The organism is Oceanospirillum sp. (assembly GCF_048265165.1).
Taxonomy (GTDB): domain Bacteria; phylum Pseudomonadota; class Gammaproteobacteria; order Pseudomonadales; family Halomonadaceae; genus Oceanospirillum.
In genome coordinates, this window is record NZ_JBLXCD010000002.1 from 211,983 (window position 1) to 229,670 (window position 17,688).

Here is a 17,688-nt window from a genome sequence, read left to right on the forward strand (position 1 = left end):
GGCACAAGCTATCAGCCCCGATCTCTCATTTCGTATTTTCTCTTTTGTTGCCACCGGGAACCTCTTCCGGTTTGGCAGAACCACCTAAAGGATCTGATTTATGACCCGTATCGGCACTTCGCCCTCTATTGGAACCCCACTCAGCCCTACCGCCACCCGTGTTCTGATGTGCGGTTCAGGTGAATTGGGCAAAGAAGTCGTCATTGAACTTCAACGCCTTGGCTGCGAAGTGATCGCTGTTGATCGCTACAAGAATGCACCAGCCATGCAGGTTGCACACCGCAGCCATGTAATCTCTATGCTGGATGGCGACGCTCTGCGCCAAGTGATTGAGCTGGAGCAGCCTCATCTGATCGTGCCGGAAATTGAAGCCATCGCCACCGATACGCTGGCCGAGCTGGAAAAAGAAGGTTTCAACGTGGTGCCAACTGCCCGTGCCACCCAGCTGACCATGAACCGTGAAGGCATACGCCGCCTGGCGGCTGAAGAGCTTCAGCTTAGCACCTCTCCCTACAAGTTTGCCGGCACCAAAGAAGAGTATCTGACGGCAATTAAAGAGGTCGGTATTCCCTGCGTGGTGAAACCCATCATGTCCAGTTCCGGTAAAGGCCAAAGCCTTGTGCGCTCTGAGGCGGATGTCGAGCACGCCTGGGGTTACGCTCAGGAAGGTGGTCGTGCTGGTGCCGGTAAAGTGATCGTGGAAGGTTTTGTCGATTTTGATTACGAGATCACCCTGCTGACCATTCGTCATGAAGGTGGCACCTCCTTTTGTGCACCAATCGGTCATCGTCAGGAGAAAGGCGATTACCGTGAATCCTGGCAGCCGCAGGCAATGTCTGAGGTTGCTCTGGCGGAATCCCAACGCATCGGCAAAGCGATCACAGATGCTCTGGGCGGTCGTGGCCTGTTTGGTGTTGAGCTGTTTGTTAAAGGCGATAACGTTTACTTCAGCGAAGTATCCCCTCGTCCCCATGACACCGGCATGGTCACCCTAATCTCCCAGGATCTGTCGGAATTTGCCCTGCATGCCCGCGCCATTCTGGGCCTGCCGATCCCCTCGACCCGTCAGTTTGGCCCCGCAGCCTCAGCGGTTATTCTGGTGGAAGGAAACTCAGAGCAGGCAAGCTTTGGCAATCTGGGTGCCGCATTAGCTGAGCCTGACACTCAGCTGCGCCTGTTCGGTAAGCCAGAGGTCAAAGGCGAACGCCGTATGGGCGTTGCTCTGGCACTGGAAAATAGCATCGACGCCGCAGTAGAAAAAGCCAAGCGTGCCGCTGCTGCGGTTACCGTTGAGCTGTAACGGGCGGACCTTTACCCAAAGGCTTTCGGTGCAGCCCCTTTAGGCTTTAGACCTATTCAGAGGTTGGCACCGTTTAAACCCTGCCTCCGAACGATTAGAATAGTTCGCATCACTCTGATGATTAAGGTTTTTTAACCTTAATCATCAACCCTTACACTGAACCAGAAGACAGATCCGACATGGAAAAACGCAGAGTTTTAACCGGCATCACCACCACAGGTACCCCTCACTTGGGTAACTATGTAGGTGCGATCCGCCCCGCTATTGAAGCGAGCCGTGATCCGAATAATGAATCTTTCTACTTCCTGGCTGACCTGCACGCTTTGATCAAATGCCACGATCCGAAGCGCGTACAGGAATCCCGTCGCGAGATCGCCGCTACATGGCTGGCCTTGGGTCTGGATACCGATAACTCTGTCTTCTACCGACAGTCAGACATCCCTGAAATCACTGAGCTGACCTGGCTGCTGACTTGCGTGTGTGCCAAAGGTCTGATGAACCGGGCCCACGCTTATAAAGCGGCTGTACAGGACAACGAAGCCGAGGGCGGTGCCGACCCAGATAAAGGTATCACAATGGGTCTGTTCAGCTATCCGGTACTGATGGCAGCAGATATTCTGATGTTTAACGCTACCGACGTACCCGTGGGCCGTGATCAGATTCAGCATATCGAAATGGCCCGTGACGTTGCCGGTCGTTTCAACCACATCTATAAAGGCCAGTACTTCAAACTGCCGGAAGCCCGTATCGAAGAGAGCGTTGCGGTTCTGAACGGTCTGGATGGCCGTAAGATGAGCAAAAGCTACAACAATACAATTCCTCTGTTTGTACCTGAGAAAAAGCTGCTTAAACTGATTCGTAAAATCAAAACCAACTCACTAGAGCCAGGTGAGCCAAAAAGTACCGAGGATTGCACTCTGTTCCAGATCTGGCAAGCGTTTGCCGATGAGAACCAAATCGCCGATATGCGCCAGCAGTACGAAAACGGTATCGGCTGGGGTGATATGAAAAATGCCCTGTTTGAGCTTGTAAACGACCACCTGAAAGAGCCGCGCAGCAAGTACGAAGAGCTGATGAACGATATGGGCTATGTAGAAGAGGTGATGCAGAAAGGTGCTGAGAAAGCTCGTGCTGAAGCCGGTGCCCGTATCGACCTACTGCGTAAAACCGTTGGTTTTGGGTCCTTTGTATAAGTACCGTTGGTTTTGGGTCTTTTGTTTAAGGCTTGCTCCTTAAGCCACATCATCTGAATGCTGAAACAAAAATCCCCGATCATGACCGGGGATTTTTTTGCACCAATTTCTACCGCCCAAGGCAGATAGATCAGGACAGCTCTTTGTCCTGACGCTCCGCAACAACAACCCGATTACGACCTGCAAGTTTAGCGCGATAAAGAGCATTATCCGCCCGAAGAATCAGACCGGTCTGGGTTTCCAGTTGCGTATCACTTTTCGACGCCACACCAAAGCTTGCGGTCACCACAGGGGCTACATTACTGCTGGGGTGCTTCAGCTGCAATTCTTCAATCTCTTTTCGACAGCGCTCAGCAAGGTGCTCTGCAACATCTGCAGCTTGTCCGGGAAGAATGATACAAAACTCCTCACCACCGTATCGGGCAACCTGATAACCATAGCTTTGTAGCTGTGTCCTCAAGTAATCTGACACGGCGACCAGGCACTTATCTCCAGCCTGATGCCCCAGATGATCGTTATATTGCTTGAAAAAATCGATATCAAAAAACACCAGACTCAAGGGCGTTCCCTGAAGCTCTGAGCGGCGTAACTCTCGTTCCAACATCATATTAAAGTGACGGCGGTTAGCAATACCGGTCAGCTCATCGGTCAGGGCCATCTGATTCAGTTTTTCAGCTTGTTTGTTCAGCAGGGCTTCACGTCGCACCATAGAACTGACGTCCTGCACCTCAATCAAACAGAAGCGCTTACCATCTGACAACATTGGCTGCACACGAATAGACTGGGAAAAACGCTCACGACGCACACCCTGCCCCCGAAACAACGGCAGAGGAGACCGGTTAAGGCCTGGGGATAAAAGTGATGGCAGACCTGATTTTAATGCCTGCATGACGGCCTGGTGAATACGTGAACCCACAAGCTCAGGATAGTGCTCAAATAGTACCTTACCCTGCAGGTCGTCCGAAGTATCAAAGGCTTTATTGAGCCAATGGTTAATAAAATGAACCCGGTATTCTTCATCCAGAATCATGACGCCAGACTGAAGTACTGACAACGCCCGTTCAAAAAGCTGCATATGTGTTTTAAAATCCTCAGAACGATCTACTGAACGCCTTCCAGAAAACCTCTCAGCGCCTGCTGCAAATTTGCTTCAGACCCACTGCCCATAATAAAGGCCAAGTAACCCTCCAGGTTCTGACTCTCAAGAGCCAGCTGGATTTGGATAAAGAGCACGGTCTGCTCGCTCTCTGGTTTTTGTAAAATTTCATCAACAGAGGCAACGGTTAATTCAGGCAGATCACAGGAAAAAGTATCCTGCAGCATATCCGCAATCGTTGAGAAACAGGCATTAAGAATGATATTCCCTATCTCATTCAAAGCATCCTGTTCAATCTCACTGAGCTGCTCAATCGGGACCTGGCTACCCAGCATCAGGCGAACAATCTCTAGGCTGGAGTTCTCCGGAAACATCAGCATAGCCTCGCCGGAAAAGCTGCCATTAAACATCTGACTAACACAGGTCAGACGCTCAGCACCAATGCCCGGAGACAGGAGTTCAATAACCCGATGGATGGGCATAACATGCACCACAGGAACGCTCATCGTGACAGGTTCCTGGGTCAGCTCACTGAGAGCAGAAGCTGAACGCCCCACGCTGATATTAAAGATTTCAGCCAGTGCGTCTAACTCCAGTACAGTCAGATCATTCATTTTCCCGGCTCCAGATCGCCAGTGCCTTTTCAGCTACGGCCGGGGTAATCGGCTTCGCAATAAAATGCACGCCAAGCTCTTCTGCCCGCGCCTGGCTGGAGGACTGAATATTGGCAGACAAAAGAATCATGGTCGTATCCGGTAGCTGAGGACGTAAAACTTCAACAGCTTCAAAACCATCCATCACCGGCATATTAATATCCATAACAATCAGATCCGGCGTTTCAGCTGTGGCCTTTTCAACTGCCTGCTGGCCATCTTCCGCCTCAACTATCTGCCAGTCGCTGGCGGCCATATTGATCATTTTACTTAGCATCATGCGGGAAACACGACTGTCGTCCACCACCAAAACCGTTTTGCTCATAAATCTACCTTAAAATTAAAATCTGAAAACAGAACTGCTGTCTGAAATTGTGTTTAACAGTTCAGAAGCTTTATGGGGCGGTTAAATAAGCCATTCTGAGGCTAATCTATCGTATCTGAGCTTAAAAAGCAGTATCCGGTCAGATTGTTTATTGCAGCACAGCATGAGGGGAGATTACAAGAAGCTTCATCTTTAGCTTATAACCAGCTGATATAAAAGAAAAAAACCGATTGGATATTCCAACCGGTTTTTTTCAGTAGATACGAGACTAAACAGGACTGACGACTATTCGTAATCTGGCTCAGGCATATGAGGTAGCTTCTGCACAATGTAAGTGTAAACCGTTGGTACCACATAGAGTGTTAGTAACGTACCAAAGGTCAGACCGCCTACAATCACCCAGCCAATAGCCTGGCGGCTTTCTGCACCGGCGCCGGTAGCCAGAGCCAACGGCAGGTTACCCAGCACCATGGCACCGGTCGTCATCAGAATCGGACGCAGACGCAGAACACTCGCCTCGACAATCGCCTCAAACTTCTCCTTGCCCTCTTCCCGGAGCTGGTTGGCAAATTCCGTCATCAGAATACCGTGTTTGGTGATCAGACCAATCAGTGTAATCAGGCCGATTTGGCTATACACATTCAAGGTACCACCGGTCATCTTCATGGTGAGCAACGCCCCCAGAATGGCCAATGGAACCGTCAGCATAATCACCATTGGAGAACGGAAGCTCTCAAACTGTGCCGCCAGAACCAGATAGATAAAGCCCAGCGCCAGAATAAAGGTAATCATCAGAGAGTCGCCAGATTCCACATATTCCCGAGCCTGGCCACTGTAATCAAACTGAATTCCCTGAATACCCATCTCTTCCGCTGTTTGCTCAACCGTATCCCGTAGCCAAACCAGAGCATCGCCCTGAGTCAGTCCCGGTGTCAGGCTGGCTTTAATGGTTGCTGCGCGCAGCTTATTGAAGTGGTTCAGCTCTTTAGGTGCAACCGTCTCAACCAGAGTTACCAGGTTAGACAACTGGACCATCTGGCCTGAAGAAGAACGCACATAAATAGACGACAACGAAGACGGTGTAGCGCGGTCCACGTCCGCTACTTTAGCAATAACATCATATTGCTCATTACCATCTTTATAGCGGGTAATCGTCCGACCACCCAGCAGGGTTTCCAACGTGCTGGTCACATCAGAAATAGAAACCCCTACCGCTGCAGCCTTGTCACGATTAATCTTCAGGTTGATCTGTGGTTTGTTCAGCTTCAGGTCAACATCCGGGTTTACCAGCTTTCCACTGGCGTAAACCTTGCCCATAACCGCACCGATCAGCTTCTGCAGATCTTCAAAATTGGCGGTGGACTGAACAACCATTTCAACAGGACGGGCAGTCGGGCTTTGCCCCAGAGATGCCGGTGTAATCGGGAATGACATGATACCTGGAATACCGGCATACATAGGACCACGCAGGGTTCCTGCAATTTCCTGAGCACTACGTTCGCGCTCTTCCCAATCTTTAAGACCGGCAAAAGAAATCACATTACTTTCCGTTGGGAACAAACCGGTAATCACGAAATAACGCTCAATCTCAGGGACACCAGAGAATACGCCTTCAATCTGACGGCTGTACTTGTCCAGAAACTCTGTAGTAGATCCTTCAGGGCCGATACCAAAGCCGATAATCGTTCCCCGGTCTTCAACCGGTGACAGTTCGCTGTTCAGGCTGCTAAAGGTGACATACAAACCACCCAAACAGGCCACGCCAACCAACAACACAACCGGACGAGCTTTCATGGTCCATTTCAGAGAACGACGATAAAGGTCACCCATACCGTTCAGAACCTTCTCCCCCCAGAGATAGAATTTACCATGGCTCTCATGTTTGAGAATCCGGGAGCACATCATAGGTGACAGAGTCAAAGCCACAAAGCCGGACACAACCACAGCACCAGCCAGTGTCAGTGCAAACTCTGCAAACAATTTACCCGTCCGCCCTTCGGTAAAGGCCAAAGGTGTAAACACCGCCGCCAGAGTAATGGTCATAGCGACAACCGCAAAACCGATCTCTTTAGAGCCTTTAAATGCCGCCTGAATCGGGTGCATCCCCTCTTCAATGTGACGATAGATGTTCTCCAACATCACAATGGCATCATCGACTACCAGACCAATCGCCATCACCATCGCCAAAAGCGTCAGAGTATTGATGGAGTAGCCCAGTATGTACATAAAAACGAAGGCACCGACCAGGGAGACCGGAATGGTTACCAGAGGGATCAGGGTTGCCCGCAAGGAGCGCAGGAAGATAAAGATCACCAGAATAACCAGGATCACAGCTTCTGCGATGGTGGAAAATACCGCATTAATAGAGCGATCAATAAAAATAGAGGAATCGTAAGCGACATTCACTTTCATTCCTTCCGGCAAAATCGCTTCAATTTCCGGAATCATCTCGCGAACACTGCTGGAAACATCCAGCGGGTTAGCCACCGACTGTTTGACAACCCCCATAGCAACAGCCGTCTTACCTTTAAAACGTACTGTACCTCGGTCATTTTCGGCATCGATACGAACACGGGCAACATCTTTTACCCGAACAAGATAACCGTCGTTGTCCCGAAGAATTACCTGCTCGAACTCTTCTGGGGTCTGCAGATCCGTTTGAGCCAGCAGGGTAAATTCACGATTCTCAGACTTAATGGTACCCGACGGTACCTCAAGGTTCTGACTGCGTATCGCATTGGATATGTCGGTAGTTGTAACACCAAAGGCCGCCATACGCGCCTTATCCAGCCAGATACGCATAGCATATCGGCGTTCACCAAAGATACGGACTTCTGCTACACCCGGCGCAGTCTGCAGACGGTCTTTCACCAGTCGATCGGCAAAATCGGTCATCTCTAACGGCGTATGGTTCGGGCTGGAAAAAGCCAGATACATAATAGGCTGAGCATTTGCCTCTACCTTCGCAACGATTGGCTCATCAATATCATCCGGCAAGCGACCCCGCACACGGCCAACACGGTCACGCACATCAGATGCTGCGTTGTCGGCATTACGCTCCAGCTTAAAGTTAATAGTGATCTGACTCTTACCACTACTGGAAGAAGAGGTCATATAATCGATGCCTTCAATACCGGAAAGAGAGTCTTCCAGTACATTAGTCACCTGAGATTCAATAATACTGGCGTTGGCACCGGTGTACGTGGTGACAACAGAAACCGTCGGCACATCGATATTCGGGTACTCCCGAACCGAAAGACGGTCATAGGCGATCACGCCCACCAGCATCAGCAACAGACTCATCACTGTTGCAAATACCGGTCGTTTAATGGAAATTTCTGACAATACCATGCCGAAGATGCTCCTTAATTAGCCATTAGCAGATGGGCTTACTGGCTTTGTTCAGCCTGAGGTTTTGCGGATTGCAGATTGACCGGCATGGCTGCTGCACCAGGGCGGAGTTTCATTTGTCCTGCTGTAACAACAATATCACCTGCTTTAACTCCCTGAAGAACCTGTACACGGCCACGCTCCCGGATACCGGTCACAACAGGACGTATAGCAACTTTGCCTTCTTCCAGCACATAGACCAGTTGAGTATTCCCCTGGGGAACTAACGCTTCTTCCTGCAGAAGCAGTGCATCTTCAATCGTTTCCAGCTTCAGGTTAATACGGGCAAACAGACCCGGACGCAGCTTACCGCTATCATTAGGCAAACTGGCAACCACCTTCACACTTCGGCCATTCACATCCACTTCCGGAGACACGGCGAATACGGTTCCTTTAAACTGTTCACCTGGAATAGCATCTATAGAAACAGCAACACTTTGCCCCACCGCAAGACCTGTCAGATAAACCTCAGGAATACGGAACTCAACACGCAGCGGGTTAACCGACACCAGGCTGACCAATGACTGTCCGGGTGTCACATACTCACCAACACTGACCTCACGCAAACCCACCAGGCCATCAAAAGATGCATTCAGCGTCATTTTGCCTAGCCGTTCTTTAGCCAGTGCAACACCTGCTTGGTCAATACGCAGTTTTGCCAAAGCACTATCACGGGTATTGACACTACCTGCGTTAGAGCTTACCAATTGATTAGCGCGCTTATATTCAACCTCGCTAAGCCCCCGGCTGGCTTCAGCCTGTTTCAGTTCAGCGCTCGGAATAGAGTCATCCAGTTTAATAAGCGGCATACCCGCCTTAACCATCTGGCCTTCACGGAATAAAATTTTTGCAACCCGGCCAGCCACTTCAGGACTGATGGCAACAGACTCATCCGCTGAAAGGGAACCAACCACCTCCACCGTGCGTTCAAGAGTCTCTGTCTGAACAACCTGCGCCTCCACCGGCATCGGGGGCATTTCTGCTGCATTGGCCTTAGCGGCGCTAAAAGTAAGGGCACTGATGAAAGGTAACAAAGCACCGAATGTCAGTGTCCGGGAAAGGGAGTGTTTCATGTAATTGAGCCTCTGCTTATCCTTGAGCATGTTGTGTTGCTGAGCTGCTTGCTTTTACAGTCTTGTTGAACAACGTATGCTGCCGTTGTCGGCGACATGTAGCGTTCGTACTCGAACTATCAGCGAGTCATACACGAGCCACGTCGCACAGGACAAATGGATTGATATATAAAATAGCGGACTATGATACTCAGCTTTAAGGAGCATCACAGAGGAACAATTAATCGTCAATCATCCTGTGAGTAATAACCCGAAAAATCGAATATCTCAGATATTTTTTCAACGAAAAGGCCAAGTAAGTTTACCTGAAAGCAGGTAAATCCGTAGCGCCCCAACCTCAGTTGTGAACCAGTATTTGCTGCCCCAAAAGCCCGGTGAGAAAACCTGCAACGGCTGCCATCGGTGGCCACCAATCTTTATCAAGCCGAACCTGAGGTGCAATATCCTGGAACGTCAGATAAAGAATCCCACCAGTAGCCCAAAGCATGATAAAGCCGAGCGCCATTTCCATCTCTGAAAGCCAGACAAAACCTACCCAGGCTGAAAATGGGCCAATGGGCACCAGCAGAATAAAGAAAATCAGAATTTTTCGACACTGCCCCGGGCGAACAGCGATCATCTCACGGTATGCATTAAAGCCTTCCGGTAGATTTTGCAACGCCATCAATAGCGCCAACAGCAAACCACTCTCGCTCCCCAAGGCCAGAGAAGCGCCCAGAGCCATCGCCTCCGGCATAAAGTCCAGCAACATCGCCAATAACTGGGCCGTGGAACCGCCCTGACGGCTTAGAATGATGTCTGCAACCATAAACATCAGACCACCACTTAACACCGCAACGGCAACCCATACCGTTGACAGTGATTTCTGTCCTTCCGGCACCAGTACCAACGCAACGGCTGCCAACAGGACGCCCGCTCCATAGGCGATCACCGAATGTTTAAGCTCATTTTGCAGCCATTGGTTCTGGAAGTGCTCAATCCGCGCCAGAACGCCCCCTAGAGGAATAGTTATCGCAGCAAGTGTGGAATAAAGCAGTGCCAGACTGAGAGCTTCAGACATAATGTATCCTTATATATCCAGTTCAGAAAAAAGTTCATTAAAGCTTTCAGAAAGCTGTATTAAAGTGCTCCCAAACGACACTCTCTTTGACCCAACAGATCAGGCCATAAAGCTCTGCCAAAGAAGGCGCAAAGCCAGTAGCGTGACAATCAGTGCAAAACCCCGACGAAACAGGTGACCCGGAATCCGGTTCAGCAACTTAAGCCCTAACCAGGTGCCGAAAGCACCAGCAGCAATCATTAATACAATCGGCACAAACCACGCAGAAAAATGAAAGCCCAGTGCCCCAAAGACAGCGGCCTTTGTCACATGCTGAAATGACATACATGCAGAGAAGGTTGCGGTTGTGGATAACTTATCCTGATCCAACCGGTGCACAAAGGCTGCCACTAAAGGGCCTGTTGCACCAACAAACATAGAGATCAGGGTTGTCAGTCCTCCGGCAAAAACGGTTTTAGCACCACTTACCGTCAGCTTTTTCGGCTTAGGGCCCCAAACCATATAGAGAATAAAAAACGCTACCGCCCGCTGAATCCAGTCAACCGGTAACTGAACAAGTACCTGAGACGCGATCAAAGCTCCCAGCACAGCCCCCAGAGAAAACCTCAGCACCATTGGCCAGTGAATATGTCGGCGGGTCATCAGTGCCCGATTCGCATTGGAACCAAACTGCACCAAGCCGTGCACAGGGATCAGAGCCAGAGGAGGCAGCAGCGTTGCCATCACCGCCAGCAGCAGTACACCGCCGCCAATGCCCATGGCTGCAGTGATAAAAGAGGTCAGAGCGCTGGTGAGCACCAGCCAAAAGAGATGAAGATTGGAAAGCCCTTCCGTTAAAGGCTCAGTCCAAAACGCCTGCAGATCCACCATATTACGAATCGCCTGTTCTGATCAGATAAAACCGGGTTAAAAGCCGCTCAGCAAGCAGATACCCTATGACATGCCAAAATGTCAGGCGTCCAGCTCTTAAAGATCATGTTATATCACGAAGTGCTCTGCCTTTACCTTATCTGAACAGCTCATTAAAAATCAGCTTTGCGCAGGCTGAACAATGACTGAGGCCTGATCCGATGCCCCGGACGTATCCTTCTCCGCTTTTTTCTCTGACTGGGCTTCATTCTGAAGCTTCGGCTGAGTATTCTGTTGACGGTAACGGCCAATAATCAAGCCCATCACCACAGTGACAAGCAGTGAAGCAAACCACAACTCCGCACCAAACAACCACAAGCCGATACCTATGGTAATCGCATCAATCACTAACAATGCCCAGCCACGATTTACGCCCCAGACCCTCTCCATATAAAGCGCCAGCACGGTAAACCCACCGGTTGAAGCGTTGTGCTGAAACAGTGTCACAATCCCAAAAGCCATCAGAGCGCCCGCCGCCAAAGCCCCCAAAACGGCAGAGCCAAGATCCAGCACCACATACTGTCCAATCAGGTCGGTCAAGACACCAATCAGTGTCACTGCCAGGGCGGTACGCAAGGTGAATGCCCAGCCTTTTTCGTAGTAAGCCAGCAGATAAAATGGCAGATTGATCACCAGAAAGACCTGACCAAAAGAGAGATCAGCCAATAGGCGATCACCGATCAGACCTACACCGGTAATACCTCCGACAGCAACCTGGCTGGACTGTAAAAACAGGATACCCAGTGCCATCAGAAAACTACCTTCAAGAATACCTAACCAGTTGTGTGCATGACGCTTCATAACGCTCTCACTTTTCATATTGCGTATTTTTTGCAGAGACGGTAAACGCCAAGCTTTCCCGGACAACGTATGCTCATCAGGAAAACAGCGTTTATAGAGCGGAGATCAAACTCCGCAAAGCGAAAAGGAGTGTCAGCTCTGGAAAACACGTGGCTGAAGCTGAGCTTCAGAGAAAAGAAATTCGTTCGGTTTACTTTTGGCGGTTTTAATCGCCCGAACCGGTGACAAGCGCAGCATAGAGCAACAACCACTTAATACAGACGCGTAAGAGCACTGGCGCGCCATGCACCAGTTCAGACACATCAGTAAATTAACGGAAGCTCGTGTGATCAATGCTGATTTTTCCCTGCTAAGAGGTAGGCAATTACAGCGCGTATTGTACGAGGTTTAATAACAGGCGCAAGAGACACCCCACTGAAACTTTATTACTATCGGCAAAATGATTTTACAGCTGGCAAGCCACAGTGACAGTCGAAATATTGTACCTGGACATTCAACATCAAAGGCGTCAGCTGACAGAGTATCAATCCACCGCTTGCATCGGCACCATACTGAGCAGTGCAGAGCGAACCCGCTCAACACTCAGGTCATGAACACAGGGATCTGTAGCTTTATTTTTATGCTGACGACATACCCGGTCATTACAGGGCTGACAGGTACGGTCGCTACTGACCGTTTTCACCTGAGCTCGCTGGGGTGTGGATTGATTACCCTGCTGATCATGGTCTTCCGGAATAACAACATCCAGCTCACCACTGCCTCTTAACATGACCAGAGGGTGATTCAGGGCCCGGCATAACTGACTGTACAGTGTCTCCTGGGCCAGAACCGCACGGCTTTGCGCCAGCAGATCCAGTTTATCATCCCAGGCCAGCCGCCCACTCAGATTGCTGACATCCATCTGACGTTCATGATCTAAACCTGCGCAGATCTGTTCACAGAAAGCCTGCTCGGTTCTCGGAGCGATCAACCAGACCTGCCATCCCTGATCGATCAGCTGTTCTGCCAGCTTAGTCCAGCGCTCGACTGGCCAGCGTTGCCCGGACCTCAGGTCACCACCGGGACAAAACACCATCGCCGGACGCTCCGGGTTCAGATGGTGCTCCTTACTTAGTGCCCGGGCGTTATCCTGGTCGGAAAACAACTGAGGCTCCAGCGGCTCATCACTCATCTCACCATGATCATCCGCTAACGCCAGATAGCGACTGCGACGGGTTGGAAACTTCCCCACAGGCATCCAACGGGCATCATTGATCAGCATAAACCGGAATCGCCCTAAAGTGCCGCTGCGGCGGTCAATGCCAGCCATCCAAGGAACCAGAGCGGGTTTCCATCGGGAGGTAAAAACCAGCGCCTGATCAAAGGGTTCAAACTCCTTCTGCCACTCTTCCAGCTGACGACCGGCGATCCAAAATAATTTTCCGGCAGCCTTGCTATCAGGCAAGGTCAGCAGATCATCCAGCCCAACCAGGCGCCGAGCCAGCGAATGCAGATGGGCAGGTGCCATCAGGCTGATACGGCACTCCCTGTGCTTACGGATCAGGCGCTGAATGACGCACTGTACATCCAGCAAAGCATCCGGGGTTTCATCGGCAATCAACAAAATCTTCATGGCAGGCTCGTTTGCTACAGGTCTAAGAGGATCACAGCATATTACTGCCCAAGGCAGCTTTTACAAGGGGAACAGAGGCGATTGCAGGGTAGCGCCTTATGACAGGGGCACTAGCTCCGCCGCTCAAGCAACCAGGTTGCCATCTGAGTTAATGCCTGAGAGTTGTCGATATCGCTGATCGCTTCAATCGCCCGATAGTAATGCCGATACAGATGCTCAGTCGCACCCTGACGCCCCAGACAACGGACAAAGGTAGAAGCCTGATTGCGGTGATCCAGTTGCGCGGGCTTACCCAATGTCGCCTCATCGGACTCCACATCCAGCAGATCATCTTTAATCTGAAATGCGATGCCCAAATGGTATGCATACCGCTGCAAACAAGCGATATGCGACTCAGGCTGCCCGGTAAGAAGCGCGGGCAGCACCAATGCGCTCTCTATGGCATAAGCAGTTTTCTTCAGGCTGATCTCTTCCAGCGCTTCAATGGTTAAAGTTTTGCCCTGAGCTTCCAGATCCAGCCATTGGCCGTGGCAGATTTTCTGGCTGAGCTGGCTGGCGTATTCCAGGGATTTCAGCAGATGCTCTGCCTTAAACCGCCCCATACCGGCATGGACTTCCACCGCTTTCAGGATCAGGTTCACTGCAGAGATCTCAGCTTTAGCTTCACTCTTCAGGTGCTGATGCAAGGTTGGCTTTCCACGACGCAGATCAGAATTATCCTGACTGGGCTTATCATCCAGAATCAGTGACGCGGTGTGCATGTATTCGATAAACCGCACCACAGGTGCAATCTCATCAAATGTCAGACTCAGGCAATCCTGACCGTAGAGGACGCACAGCACACCCCGAAAATATTTACCACCGGCTGACAGCGAATAGTTCGCGGCCTCCTCCAGAGGGTTACCGGCACTCAGTGGCAGCTGTGTTCTGATCTCTGCCTGAATCGCTTTAATGCGCTGCTTCAGGGCACCCGCATCTTTTTGCCCGCTCTGTTTTTCCTGAAGCTGCTGTTGCAGTTGTGTACTGAAAAACTTATCCAACCAGCCCATCTCCAGCGGTAGATCAAGGGCTGACAACACCGCCTGCTGAACGGGCAGCAGTTCAGGACAGTCCTGAGTTAACCGCCCCATTCGTTCAGAAAACCCCACCTTACCCAGTGTTTCCAACAGAGACTTATGGCTGTTGATACAGCGCTTTATCAGAAGGTTTTTTGTCTGAGGTTCATTGCGATAACACCGGTAGATCAGATGGTGAAGTAGCGCCCAATACAGCCGGTAAGGGTGAATCCCTTCATAGAGGGTATTCTGATGGATCAGGGCAACAAAAGGGGTGATATTGCCCTCCTGATAATCCAGATCCACATCTTTCAGGTCATCATGCAGCTGGTTAAACAATCCGAAGTACTGGTAGTTGCCCAAAGTAACCCGATTGGAAACCAGTGCATCCGCCAGAATTCTGGAACGGCTCGATTTGTTAATCATCCCCAACCATACCGGCCCGGCACCCACCTGCTGGGATTTGAGAAAAATATAAGCCTGATCCAGAAAAGCCTCAAAGTGGTCTGACTGCTGTTGCTGAATAAAGCTGAAAGCTTCCGTCAATTCATCAAAAACATAGGTTAACCATCGAGTTTGTATGTCTGGGCTGGGCTGATCTGATGACGCCAAATCCGTTTTATCCAGAACCGGCCGGTGAACGACTCCCTGCAGAATGGAGTGTTCGAGGGCCAGATTAAAACATCTCTGCTGATCCGCTGTGAGCACCTGGGAATCCTGCAGATCATCAATCAGCGGGTAGGTCAGCCCGTAGTAGTATCCCAGCCGGATCGCCTGTTCAAAGTCAGCACCCGCACCTTTGCTTTGCCACTCGTTCATCAGAACACCGGCTATAACTTTCAGCAGCTTACGCATGCCCTGATGAGCTGCCAGTGCTTCCGGCAGCTCCTGCTTTAAGCGATAGATTTTGGCCGACAGCCAGATAAAAGCACTCTGAGCCTGATGCTTTTTTGCCCAGCAAAAGCCGTGCAGCATCATATCTGGGGTATCCGTCGAGATATTCTCTGCCGTAGCCTCAGTCAGTCTCTTCGCCAGATCATCAGTCAGGTCATCAATATTATCCGCGACATCAGCCTGATTAAGATCCAAATCAAGATCCCGAACATACAGGTAAGCAAGGGACTCCCGCAGGTAGCGCTTTAGTTTTTTCTCACTGACCAGTTTTTTAATAAAAGCCGGGCTGTTAAAAAAACTCAGTTTGTGCGCCAATGAAACCTTAGGTGCGCTCTGACTCCATTGATGAATATCGTCTGCAAGGCCGGGGAAGGTGCCGGGGTTCTGACCATCAGCCAACAGGGTGTCCAGAAAGTGTTGCGCCTGCTCCTGAGCATGGGCAAAGCCCTGTATCCTACGTGGATTTGTCATGTTACTGGCTCAGAGTCCTGTTCGCTGGCGTTGGGGTGATGATATTGATTAAGGTTATGATTCATTATGCGGATCACAGTAATGACATCAATGCAGAATAGCAACTTATATACAGGAGGCTGCGAACATGAAACCAGGGCCTGGTCGAGACTCGATTTTCAACCTGCAGAAACAACCTGAGGCTCCGGTAAAAAGATGAAAAAACACCTCATTAACTACTTTAATGGCATTGCCGATCAGAAATGGCTCTACCCGGCGCTGTTTGTCTTTTCTTTTCTGGAATCCATCATTATTCCGATCCCCCTGGAGCTTGTACTGGTGCCGTTAATGCTGCAAGCCTCACCCCGACGGATCTGGTTGCTGGCAGGTATCGCTCTGTTGGGTTTTCTGGCAGGGGCCACTCTTGGTTATTTCAGTGCCATACATCTTATTGATCAGCTGGAACCCTGGTTGCTGCAGTCTCAGGAGAGCCAGCAATACTATCAAGCTGCTTTGGCCGAGATGGAGGAAAATGGTTTCTGGTATCTGCTGACCGTTGGTATTACACCGCTGCCCACACAGATCGCCATGCTGGCTGCCGGTAGCACTGCATTTCCATTCGGACTGTTTCTGCTGGCGATGCTGGTGACACGCTCAATTCGTTACTTTTCCATCGCCTGGGTGATGAGTTTGTGGGGTAAGTCTGGTTATCACTGGCTGAAAAGCCATAAATCGAGAGCCAAGAAACTGGCAGTGCTGTTACTTGTTATTTTAGCGCTGTATGAGCTGGTTCTCTGAAAACAGCTCCCCCTTGTATCCTAAAAGCCTTCTGAGAACAGCGCTAAGCGCGCATAAAAATACCCGCTGTCACCAGAGCGGGTATTCTTCAGGCACGTTAAATCCTTAAGGGTTCACTGGCGCCAGCCATTCAGGATGCTCAGCACGTTTACCGGTCACCTGATCAAAGTAGAGGCTCTGCAGTTTCTCGGTGATCGGGCCACGGCGGCCTTCACCGATCTGACGGCCATCCAGCTCACGAATCGGCAGCACTTCGGCTGCAGTACCGGTGAAGAAGGCTTCATCAGCGATATAAACCTCGTCACGGGTGATCCGTTTTTCGATCACATCCAGACCCAGCTCCTCTTTTGCCATCTCAATCACAGTGCGGCGAGTGATGCCATCCAGACAGGAGGTCAGCTCAGGGGTATAGATCTTGCCATCACGTATAACAAAGATATTCTCGCCGGAACCTTCCGCCACATAACCTTCGTTATCCAGCAGCAGAGCTTCCTCGCAGCCGGAGCGCAAGGCTTCTGACAATGCCAGCATGGAGTTCATGTAGTTGCCGTTAGCCTTCGCCTTGCACATGGTGATGTTCACATGATGGCGGGTGTAGGAGGAGGTCTGCACTTTGATGCCCAGCTCTTTCGCTTCCGGCGACATATAAGACGGCCACTCCCAGGCGGCAACCATAACATGCACTTTCAGGTTGTCTGCACGCAGCCCCATGCCTTCTGATCCGTAAAACACCATGGGACGCAGGTAGGCATGATCCAGATTGTTGTCACGCACGGCTGCCAACTGAGCTTTGTTCAGCTCCTCTTTGCTGAAAGGAATCTGCATATCCAGAATATGTGCCGAACGGAACAGACGGTCAGTGTGTTCCTGCAGGCGAAAAATCTGTGCGCCCTTGTCGGTTGCATAAGCCCGGACACCTTCAAAACAACCCATACCGTAGTGCAGAGTGTGAGTCAGTACATGTACTTTTGCATCTTTCCAGTCCACCATCTGGCCATCTAACCAGATCAGACCTTCGCGTTCGGCCATAGACATATCAGATATCCTTCAGCTTTTAGATTGTCGTTTTGCTTTTGAAT

The 17,688-nt window shown here is 50.5% G+C and carries 14 protein-coding genes; 3 read left to right on the forward strand and 11 right to left on the reverse strand.

Annotated elements, in window-relative coordinates:
- Positions 1–100: 100 nt before the first annotated feature.
- Both purT and ACN0R8_RS04560 read left to right on the forward strand, forming a co-directional pair.
- A complete protein-coding gene (gene purT / locus ACN0R8_RS04555) occupies positions 101–1,300 on the forward strand; it encodes a formate-dependent phosphoribosylglycinamide formyltransferase (protein ID WP_417595527.1) in 1,200 nt (399 codons plus the stop codon).
- A 179-nt stretch (positions 1,301–1,479) separates the two neighbouring features.
- Positions 1,480–2,493, forward strand: a complete 1,014-nt coding sequence (locus ACN0R8_RS04560) for a tryptophan--tRNA ligase (protein WP_417595529.1) — start codon at positions 1,480–1,482, stop codon at positions 2,491–2,493.
- Positions 2,494–2,623: 130 nt separating this feature from the next.
- On the opposite strand, the gene ACN0R8_RS04565 is transcribed toward ACN0R8_RS04560, so the two are convergent.
- The 10 genes from ACN0R8_RS04565 to ACN0R8_RS04610 form a co-directional block, all read right to left on the reverse strand.
- Positions 2,624–3,568 (reverse strand): GGDEF domain-containing protein, encoded by a 945-nt coding sequence (locus ACN0R8_RS04565; protein WP_417595531.1) that lies wholly within the window; start codon positions 3,566–3,568, stop codon positions 2,624–2,626.
- A gap of 26 nt (positions 3,569–3,594) precedes the next feature.
- On the reverse strand, positions 3,595–4,203 hold the full coding sequence (locus ACN0R8_RS04570) for a chemotaxis protein CheX (protein WP_078319451.1): 609 nt from the start codon (positions 4,201–4,203) through the stop codon (positions 3,595–3,597).
- The gene (locus tag ACN0R8_RS04575; RefSeq protein WP_417595534.1) at positions 4,196–4,567 is read right to left on the reverse strand and encodes a response regulator; all 372 of its coding nucleotides are present in this window, start codon (positions 4,565–4,567) and stop codon (positions 4,196–4,198) included. The genes ACN0R8_RS04570 and ACN0R8_RS04575 overlap by 8 nt, the downstream gene beginning before the upstream one ends.
- 285 nt (positions 4,568–4,852) lie before the next feature.
- A complete protein-coding gene (locus ACN0R8_RS04580) occupies positions 4,853–7,918 on the reverse strand; it encodes an efflux RND transporter permease subunit (RefSeq protein WP_417595536.1) in 3,066 nt (1,021 codons plus the stop codon).
- A 38-nt stretch (positions 7,919–7,956) separates the two neighbouring features.
- Positions 7,957–9,030 (reverse strand): efflux RND transporter periplasmic adaptor subunit, encoded by a 1,074-nt coding sequence (locus tag ACN0R8_RS04585; protein WP_417595538.1) that lies wholly within the window; start codon positions 9,028–9,030, stop codon positions 7,957–7,959.
- Between the two features lie 337 nt (positions 9,031–9,367).
- Positions 9,368–10,090 carry a ZIP family metal transporter gene (locus ACN0R8_RS04590; protein ID WP_417595540.1) on the reverse strand — a complete coding sequence of 241 codons (723 nt, stop codon included), beginning with the start codon at positions 10,088–10,090 and terminating at the stop codon, positions 9,368–9,370.
- 99 nt (positions 10,091–10,189) lie between these two features.
- A complete protein-coding gene (locus tag ACN0R8_RS04595) occupies positions 10,190–10,960 on the reverse strand; it encodes a sulfite exporter TauE/SafE family protein (protein ID WP_417595542.1) in 771 nt (256 codons plus the stop codon).
- A gap of 159 nt (positions 10,961–11,119) precedes the next feature.
- Complete coding sequence (locus ACN0R8_RS04600) at positions 11,120–11,800, reverse strand: YitT family protein (protein ID WP_417595544.1); 681 nt, start codon at positions 11,798–11,800, stop codon at positions 11,120–11,122.
- Between the two features lie 523 nt (positions 11,801–12,323).
- On the reverse strand, positions 12,324–13,412 hold the full coding sequence (gene waaF, locus ACN0R8_RS04605; protein WP_417595546.1) for a lipopolysaccharide heptosyltransferase II: 1,089 nt from the start codon (positions 13,410–13,412) through the stop codon (positions 12,324–12,326).
- Between the two features lie 110 nt (positions 13,413–13,522).
- Complete coding sequence (locus tag ACN0R8_RS04610) at positions 13,523–15,832, reverse strand: polyprenyl synthetase family protein (RefSeq protein WP_417595548.1); 2,310 nt, start codon at positions 15,830–15,832, stop codon at positions 13,523–13,525.
- 195 nt (positions 15,833–16,027) lie between these two features.
- Between ACN0R8_RS04610 and ACN0R8_RS04615 the strand changes: the two genes are divergently transcribed.
- Positions 16,028–16,609: a YqaA family protein gene (locus ACN0R8_RS04615; RefSeq protein ID WP_417595550.1), complete on the forward strand. Its 582-nt coding sequence runs from the start codon at positions 16,028–16,030 to the stop codon at positions 16,607–16,609.
- A 105-nt stretch (positions 16,610–16,714) separates the two neighbouring features.
- Here the strand turns inward: ACN0R8_RS04615 and ACN0R8_RS04620 are convergent, their stop codons facing one another.
- Positions 16,715–17,644: a branched-chain amino acid transaminase gene (locus ACN0R8_RS04620; RefSeq protein ID WP_417595552.1), complete on the reverse strand. Its 930-nt coding sequence runs from the start codon at positions 17,642–17,644 to the stop codon at positions 16,715–16,717.
- Positions 17,645–17,688 lie beyond the last annotated feature (44 nt).

Excerpts from the sequence above, each read along its gene's own strand:
- purT (WP_417595527.1), top strand. The coding sequence starts at position 101 with ATGACCCGTATCGGCACTTCGCCCTCTATTGGAACCCCACTCAGCCCT.
- ACN0R8_RS04560 (WP_417595529.1), top strand. The coding sequence starts at position 1,480 with ATGGAAAAACGCAGAGTTTTAACCGGCATCACCACCACAGGTACCCCT.
- ACN0R8_RS04565 (WP_417595531.1), bottom strand. The coding sequence starts at position 3,568 with ATGCAGCTTTTTGAACGGGCGTTGTCAGTACTTCAGTCTGGCGTCATG.
- ACN0R8_RS04570 (WP_078319451.1), bottom strand. The coding sequence starts at position 4,203 with ATGAATGATCTGACTGTACTGGAGTTAGACGCACTGGCTGAAATCTTT.
- ACN0R8_RS04575 (WP_417595534.1), bottom strand. The coding sequence starts at position 4,567 with ATGAGCAAAACGGTTTTGGTGGTGGACGACAGTCGTGTTTCCCGCATG.
- ACN0R8_RS04580 (WP_417595536.1), bottom strand. The coding sequence starts at position 7,918 with ATGGTATTGTCAGAAATTTCCATTAAACGACCGGTATTTGCAACAGTG.
- ACN0R8_RS04585 (WP_417595538.1), bottom strand. The coding sequence starts at position 9,030 with ATGAAACACTCCCTTTCCCGGACACTGACATTCGGTGCTTTGTTACCT.
- ACN0R8_RS04590 (WP_417595540.1), bottom strand. The coding sequence starts at position 10,090 with ATGTCTGAAGCTCTCAGTCTGGCACTGCTTTATTCCACACTTGCTGCG.
- ACN0R8_RS04595 (WP_417595542.1), bottom strand. The coding sequence starts at position 10,960 with ATGGTGGATCTGCAGGCGTTTTGGACTGAGCCTTTAACGGAAGGGCTT.
- ACN0R8_RS04600 (WP_417595544.1), bottom strand. The coding sequence starts at position 11,800 with ATGAAGCGTCATGCACACAACTGGTTAGGTATTCTTGAAGGTAGTTTT.
- waaF (WP_417595546.1), bottom strand. The coding sequence starts at position 13,412 with ATGAAGATTTTGTTGATTGCCGATGAAACCCCGGATGCTTTGCTGGAT.
- ACN0R8_RS04610 (WP_417595548.1), bottom strand. The coding sequence starts at position 15,832 with ATGACAAATCCACGTAGGATACAGGGCTTTGCCCATGCTCAGGAGCAG.
- ACN0R8_RS04615 (WP_417595550.1), top strand. The coding sequence starts at position 16,028 with ATGAAAAAACACCTCATTAACTACTTTAATGGCATTGCCGATCAGAAA.
- ACN0R8_RS04620 (WP_417595552.1), bottom strand. The coding sequence starts at position 17,644 with ATGTCTATGGCCGAACGCGAAGGTCTGATCTGGTTAGATGGCCAGATG.